Below are 452 nucleotides of genomic sequence, written 5' to 3' on the forward strand. Positions count from 1 at the left end.
TCGTGACTTCCATCTGAACTGTGTGCTAGCAATGAACGTCATTTTTGTTGTCTAATACTCGATTAGATTTATGTTCGAGAGTGCCCATGTAGCATCCATACATACCGAACTCCGGGTGGGATTTCCGCGGATAAACCGCTTATGTATACGAGAGACAACACATGAAACTCAAACAACTATTCGAAGACGACGACGCGGTGTCGCCGGTCATCGGTGTGATTCTGATGGTCGCGATTACCGTCATCCTCGCGGCCGTCATCGGGACGTTCGTGCTGGGACTGGGTGAACAGACGGCGACCGCTCCGCAGGCGAGCTTCAGCTTCGACTACGAGAACAACTCAGCGGGTGCGAGCAGCGGTGACGGGGTGCAAGGAGACGTACTCAAGATAACCCACGAGAGTGGTTCGCAAATCGCGGCCGAGCGGCTCTCTGTATCGGTTACTGGAGCAACA

The 452-nt window shown here is 53.5% G+C and carries 1 protein-coding gene; it reads left to right on the forward strand.

The window, feature by feature from the left end; genetic code table 11:
• Positions 1 to 161: 161 nt before the first annotated feature.
• On the forward strand, positions 162 to 452 hold a 291-nt coding region (locus C5B91_RS21670; RefSeq protein WP_119713053.1), incomplete at its 3' end, for a type IV pilin.

The sequence above is a fragment of the Haloferax sp. Atlit-10N genome (genome assembly GCF_003586325.1).
Lineage (GTDB): Archaea > Halobacteriota > Halobacteria > Halobacteriales > Haloferacaceae > Haloferax > Haloferax prahovense.